This window comes from Frankia sp. CgJB1 (assembly GCF_977947065.1).
Genome location: NZ_CDWTNB010000200.1, coordinates 1 through 6,908, shown reverse-complemented (window position 1 = coordinate 6,908; position 6,908 = coordinate 1). Strand labels below are relative to the sequence as shown.

The following is a 6,908-nucleotide window of genomic DNA, read 5'->3' as shown; positions in this document are numbered from 1 at the left end:
TACCCAGATACAACCCGTCCTGACCGGTAATCCCGGTAATCAGCGCGCGAGGCACGTCGAATCCTCCTGCTAGACCGCCCGGTACTGGGCGGAAGGTTAGCGTCGGGTAAAGCGGGTGGGTCAGCCGGGTCCCGCTCCCGTGGTCGGCGTGGTCGGCGCGGGTGCGGCGGCCGCTGGTCCCCGGGCGATCCGGAGAAGCTGGGGAATGATCGCGGCACCGATCCGTCGGGCACCGCCATTGGAGATGTGCACACCGTCGTCGTCGCGTAGCCGGACACCGTCCAGTTCGTCGACGTACTTGTCACCCGGAGTGAGAATCGACGCGATGTCGATCACGGTGGCGCCGGGATGGCGGGCCGCCGCGGCCCGCAGCAGCGTGTTGAACCGCACCACCCGTTCGGCCTTCGTCTCCGGGTAGATGCCGCCGTTCGGCGCCTCGGTCGGCTTGAACACCGGGGTCGTCAGGAGCACCACCTTGGCACCCTTGGCGCCGAGTGTGTCGATGGCGAGGTCGAGTTCCCGGCCGAGGTAGGCGTCGAACCCCGGATCGCCGATGTGCGTCCACCGGCCGTCCCGCACCTGGTCGGTGATCTCCCAGCGACCGACTAGCAGGATCGCGAGCGCGGGGTTGACCTCGTTCACCCGTTGGGCGAACCACTGCGGCCACTGGTCGCATCCGTCGGTGGTGGGACCGGCGCTGCCGAGGATGCGCCGCTGCACCCCCCGGGCGACGCCGCACCCCAGCTTGGAGAAGTCGTGGATCTCCATACCCTGCTGGGCGGCCCTCGAGGAGAAGTCGCTGAACCCCAGGGTGAGAGCCACCGAGTCGCCGCCTAGCAGGACCTTGATCGGGGCGTTCCCGCCGGCCTTGACGGCGACGGCCGGTTGTGGGGAGGTCGCCGCCTGCCGCGCCAACGCCTCCAGGTCCGCGGGAGTGCGCACCGACGCCGACGTCCCGGCGGTCGTCAGCAGGATCACCGCGAGCACTCCGCCCAGGGCGGCGGGCACCGTCACCCGCGGGACGGGGAAGCGTACTTTGCCCCGCCGGATCGGGTTCTCCACGAGATGGAATGAGGCCAGGGTGATTGCCAGCGTGGCGGCGAGGCGGAGCCCCAGCAGGACCAGGCCGCTCGTCCCGGTGCGGGTGGCCGTCAGCGTGAGGAAGATCGGCCAGTGCCACAGGTACAGGCCGTACGAGATGCGGCCGACGAAGGTCAGCGGGGCGGTGGCCAGCACCCTCGCCACCGGGCCCCGGGGCGCCTCCACGAGCGAGGCGACCAGCAGCATCACGATGATCGCGACTCCGAGGAAGCCGCCGGCGTAGAGTCCGCGGCTCTCCCCGCTCACCGTTGTCCAGATGAGGATCATCGCAGCCGTGGCGACACAGCCGACGACCGACATGACCGACCGGGCCCGGGCGGAGATCGGGGTCGTCCGCTGGGCCCGCCAGACGGCGAGGGCGGCCCCGGCCAGCAGGGCCTGGGCGCGGCTGTCGGTGCCGTAGTAGATCCGGGAGGGGTCCGTCCCGATCACGAGCAGGGCGAGGCCCACCAGGGCGGAGGCCTCGGCGCCGAGGACCGCGACCGTGAGCGCGAGCGACTGGGCCTTCTGGCGTTGCCGGCGCCAGCGGTCCACAGTCTTCGCGCTGTGCCGCATCAGCAGGTAGACGATCAGCGGCCACAGGACGTAGAACTGCTCCTCAACGGACAGCGACCAGGTGTGCAGCAGCGGCGACGGAGCCGAGAAGTGGTCGAAGTAGCTCTGGTCGGACAGCGCGAAACGCCAGTTTGCGACATAGAGCAGCGTGGAGAGCGCGTCCAGCCGCAGGGTTCCCACGTCGCCGGGGGAGGCGATCCAGCGGGCGTAGGCCGCCACCCCGAGCAGGAGCAGCAGCAGCGCCGGCATCAGGCGGCGAGACCGGCGGATCCAGAAGGTGCGAAGGTCGATGCGCCGGTTGTAGCGGTACTCGGCGATCAGTAGGCCGGTGATGAGGAACCCGGAGAGGACGAAGAAGGTGTCGACGCCGAGCAGGCCGCCGGGCATCCAGGAGACGCCGGCGTGATACGCGATGACGGCCGTGACCGCGAGCGCGCGCAGGCCGTCGAGCGCGGGGGAGTGCCCGAGCGGCGCGAGCACGGGCCCGGTGGCGTCGAGATCCTCCTCGACCCGCTGCGGCCCCGTCGCCTCGCGCGTGCCGGTCCGCGGCCGGGTGCCGGCCCGGGTTCTCGCCCCGGGCGCCGTCGCCGTCCCGGGAGACCGGCGGGGAGGTCCAGCCGGTCTCCGGGTGGCCCCGGGCGCCGGTCGCGTCCCGCCCAGGCGGGTATTGATCGGGGTGGTGTCGGTGGGCTCCGGCCCGGGTGCCACCCGGCGGTGGCGCCCACCGGAGGCGAGCGGGAAGGTGTCGGCGTCGTTGCTGGTCAGCCTCGTTCCCTCCTCGTCGCCGGGGGTTGCGTCGGCTGCGACCTCGCCAGGACATACGACAGGCAAGGCTAATCGCAGCGGCGTGGGAGGACGCACGCACGGTGTGCTCACCGCTGTCGCGGCGGACGCGGTGTCGAGCCGCTATCGGGACATTGGTACCTTCCGCGCGTGTCTGAGACCACGGCGGGGCTCCCCCGGATGGTGGCCCCGGCGCCGGCGGTGCCCGCGGGCCACCCCACGCCGGGATTCCCCGTGATGTCGGGATTCTCCGTGGTGCTGGGGCGGGCGCGGCCCGTGCGCTGGCACCTGTGGCTGGCCACGATCGGGCTGCTCGGTCTCGCCGTCCGCCTGTTCTACCTGTTCCACTGGCTGCATCCGGCGGTCGTGCAGGGAGACCCGTACTACTACCACGAGGCGGCGAACCTCTTCGCCGACGGCCGGGGCTGGCCCGACCCCTACGAACTCGCCCTGTCCGGCCGCTACGTCCCCGACGCCCAGCACCCCCCGCTGACCAGCGTGCTGCTGGCCGTGCCGTCGGTGCTCGGATTCACCAGCTTCCTGTCCCACCAGCTGTTCTCGTGCCTGCTCGGCGTGCTGTCGATCGTGCTCGTCGCCCTCGCCGGGCGGCGGATCGCCGGCCCCGTGACCGGACTGGTGGCGGCCGGGATCGCCGCTGTCTATCCGGGCATGTGGCTCAACGACCCGCTGTTGATGTCGGAGACGACCGGGATCCTCACCTGCGCGTGGATCACCCTTGCCGCCTACCGGTTCCGAGACCGGCGGGGAGCCGCCGACGCCGCCTGGCTCGGAGTGGCCCTCGCGGCGGTGATGCTCGCGCGAGCGGAACTGGCGCTGCTCGTCGTGGTGCTGGTGGTGCCACTCGTCGCGACGGCCCGTGAACTCGCCTGGCGGCGCCGGATCGCCCTGGTGGCCGTCGCGGCGGCGGTGAGCGCGCTCACGATCGCGCCCTGGACGATCTACAACCTGTCCCGGTTCAGTGAGCCGGAATACCTGTCCACCGGGCTCGGCTCCACCCTGGCGGTCACCCACTGCCCGGCCAGCTACTCCGGCCGGTACGTCGGCTGGTGGTCGTTCGACTGCATCCTGGCGTTGCCACCCTCGCCCCAGGAACGCTCCGAACGGGACGTGTTCTACCGCCGGGCCGCGTACGACTACATCAAACACAACGAGCGTAGCCTGCCCCGGGTGGCCGCGGCGCGGCTTGGTCGGACATGGGGGGTCTACCGTCCCTGGCAGCAGGCCCGGCTGGACACCATCGAGCTGCGCCCCCTGGTCCTCAGTAAGGTCGGGATGGTCACGCTGTGGCCGTTGGAGATCGCGGCGCTCGCCGGGGTCGTGGTGCTGCGCCGCCGCCGGGTCGTGCTGCTGCCACTGCTCGCCGTGCCGATCGCGCTGAGCCTCGCCTCGGTCGCGATCTATGGGACGACCCGGTTCCGGGCCGCCGCGGAGCCCGCGATCGTGCTGCTCGCCGCCGTCGCGATCACGGCCGCCGCGCAGTGGCTCGGGTGTCGCGGTAGGTTCGCGGACCGGCCGGCCGGGTAGAAAGGGGGGGTTCGCTCGGGGTGCCGACGTGGTCGCGTATACCGGACTGGTACGTTGCCAGGGTGCCGGACCTTGCTGATCTCCGGGCGCTCGGTCGGTGAATGGACCCGCCCTTTCTCTTACGGCCGCAGCCGATTCCGGTGCAGCCGCCGGCCCGGCCGGCACCGCTTCCATCCCCGAACCGCGCACTCCCGCGCCGGTCCGTCCACCCAAGGTGGTCTTCGGCGGCTTCGACGGCCTGCGCGCGATCGCGGCGATTCTCGTGGTCGTCGTGCACACCGCGTTTCCCGCCGGTTTCACCACCAGCAGCCGGCTGGGCCCCTACACCGCCCGGAGTGAGATCGGTGTCGCGGTCTTCTTCCTGATCTCGGGGTTTCTGCTCTACCGCCCGTTCGTCGCCGCCCGGTTCGCCGGCCTCCGCGGCTCGGACGCCGCCGGCTACCTGGTCCGGCGGTTCATGCGGATCGTCCCGCTGTACTGGGTGGCGCTCGCCGTCACCCTGACCGTGGTCAGCAGTAAGCGGGTCGGCGTGCACGGCCTGGCCGGTCTGTTCCAGACGGCATTCTTCGTCCAGGGTTATCAGGAGCACTGGGCGATCCAGGGCCTCACCCAGGCCTGGACCCTGGACGTCGAGGCGGCGTTCTACCTGGCGATACCGGTATACGCGTGGCTGCTGCGGCGGCGGGACCGTCCGTCCGCCGCCCAGTTACGCGTGGAACTCGCCGCGCTCGCGGTCACGTTCGCCGCAGCCAAGATCGTCCATTATCTGGTGATCCCGTCCACGCCGACCTGGATGAACGGCTGGAACGTCTGGCTGCCGGTCTGGTGGGACCTGTTCGCCATGGGCATGCTGCTCGCCGTGCTCTCGGCCTGGTACTCCCGGCAGGGCAGGTCGCCGCGCTGGGCCGAGCTGCCCGGCTCGGGCACGGTGTGCTGGGGCATCGCCGCGTTTTTCTACTGGGTGTCGAGCAGGCATCTCGGCCTGCCGCTCGTGCCGATCTTTGAAGCCACGCGGAGCCAGGACATAGGCAAGCACCTGGGCTACGGGTTGTTCGGCTTCTTCCTGCTGCTCCCGGCGGTGTTCGGCCGCAGCGACCGCGGCTGGGTGCGGCCGCTGCTGGCCAGCCGTCCGCTGGCCTTCCTCGGAGCGATCTCGTACGGCATCTATCTGTGGCACTCGGCCGTCATCGACCTGGTGCTGGAGCACAGTGGCTGGCGGCTGTGGAAGATCCCCTACCTGCCGTTTCTCCTGGTGGTCCTCACCCTGACCGTCGGGGTCTCCACCGTGACGTACTTTTTGATCGAGCGTCCCTGCATCACCCTTTCCCGGGAGTGGGCCCGGCGGGTCGACAGATGGGTGGCGAGGCGCTTCGAAGGGGCGGCGAGGGGCGGGGAGGGCGGCCTCGTGAGCGGGGCCGGCGGATCGCCGGGCGAGGTCGAGGTGATCGGGAAGCCCGTCGATGGCCCGACGGTGCCACTCGCGTCAGGCATCATGCCGCTGCGGAACATGACGGACCGGGACGTGCGAGACCCGTTCCCCCCGGTCCGGTCCCTCGATCCCGACCTGCCCGGCGTGCCGGATGGACGGGCGCCGCGCGCCGGGTGGAAGCGGCCCCGGGTCGAGTTCGACGGTTTGGAATGGCTCGGGCCGGAGCCCGCGCCGCAGCCCGGTGAGCCCGGGGCACAGCCGGCCGAGCGCGGGGGCCCGAGCGGGGGGGGGATCCGAGCGCGGGGGGTCGGCGAGCCGGCGCTGACCCGGGAATGACCGGGCGTCGGGCCGCGAGGCCATGCCGTCGGCGGGTGTCGGGAATCGGACGCCACGAACTTACCCATTTATCCGCTTTTCAACCGATCTGCGCCGTTCGTCTCTGTCGCGTCCCGTCCGTACACGTTCCCACCCGTGTGCCGGGACGATCCGCGGGACGGTGTTGTCCCGCCTACCGCGGCGCCGTGCCGCCACCTAAAACTACATATGGATGTCATTACTCTACGCAGAGTGAGGATGATGGCGGACGGCGCGCGTCTTGGTGCGGGCGCCCGTTGACCACCCTGGACACCCGTCCCTAGACTTGGGGACGTGCACGAGGGTCCGTGGGTCTCAGACCGAGCGGATCCACTCGAGCGTCGTTATCGTTCCTGACAGTTTCTTCGTTTTTGGCGTTGTTTCTGTCCCTCGGTCCCGGCGGTTCGATCCGGCCCTCGCGCGGACGACCACCCCTAGCCGGAGCCGACCCCTTGACGAGCACCACCGACGTACGACCCGTGGAGACCGTGACCATCTCGCCCAGCCCGACCACACCACAGGTAGCGGTCAACGACATCGGCTCGGCCGAAGACTTCCTAGCGGCCGTCGACAAGACGATCAAGTTCTTCAACGATGGCGACATCGTTGACGGCGTCATCGTCAAGGTCGACCGCGACGAGGTGCTGCTCGACATCGGCTACAAGACCGAGGGTGTGATCCCGTCCCGGGAACTGTCGATCAAGCATGACGTCGACCCGCACGAGGTCGTCAGTGTCGGCGACCACGTCGAGGCCCTTGTCCTCCAGAAGGAGGACAAGGAAGGCCGCCTGATCCTGTCCAAGAAGCGTGCGCAGTACGAGCGCGCCTGGGGCACGATCGAGAAGCTCAAGGACGAGGACGGCGTCGTCACCGGCGCCGTGATCGAGGTCGTCAAGGGTGGTCTCATCCTCGACATCGGCCTGCGCGGCTTCCTGCCGGCTTCGCTCGTGGAGATGCGCCGGGTCCGCGATCTGCAGCCCTACGTGGGCCGCGAGCTTGAAGCCAAGATCATCGAATTGGACAAGAACCGCAACAACGTCGTGCTCTCGCGGCGGGCCTGGCTCGAGCAGACCCAGAGCGCAGTCCGTTCCGAGTTCCTCGCCCAGCTGGCCAAGGGCCAGATCCGCAAGGGCGTGGTCAG

4 protein-coding genes are annotated in these 6,908 nt (G+C 70.3%); 3 read left to right on the top strand and 1 reads right to left on the bottom strand.

Annotation, left to right across the window (positions count from 1 at the left end; translation table 11 throughout):
* Positions 1–120 precede the first annotated feature (120 nt).
* Positions 121–2,487, bottom strand: coding sequence for a DUF459 domain-containing protein (locus AC08OT_RS17780; protein ID WP_476594480.1), 2,367 nt, complete (start codon positions 2,485–2,487; stop codon positions 121–123).
* A 189-nt stretch (positions 2,488–2,676) separates the two neighbouring features.
* Here AC08OT_RS17780 and AC08OT_RS17775 point away from each other — a divergent pair, with 189 nt between their 5' ends.
* From AC08OT_RS17775 to AC08OT_RS17765, 3 genes are all read left to right on the top strand, one after another.
* Positions 2,677–3,984, top strand: a complete 1,308-nt coding sequence (locus AC08OT_RS17775; RefSeq protein ID WP_476594482.1) for a glycosyltransferase family 39 protein — start codon at positions 2,677–2,679, stop codon at positions 3,982–3,984.
* A 214-nt stretch (positions 3,985–4,198) separates the two neighbouring features.
* Positions 4,199–5,749, top strand: coding sequence for an acyltransferase family protein (locus AC08OT_RS17770; RefSeq protein ID WP_476603066.1), 1,551 nt, complete (start codon positions 4,199–4,201; stop codon positions 5,747–5,749).
* Positions 5,750–6,219: 470 nt separating this feature from the next.
* Positions 6,220–6,908: S1 RNA-binding domain-containing protein (locus tag AC08OT_RS17765; RefSeq protein ID WP_476603065.1), on the top strand; the 689-nt coding region annotated here is incomplete at its 3' end.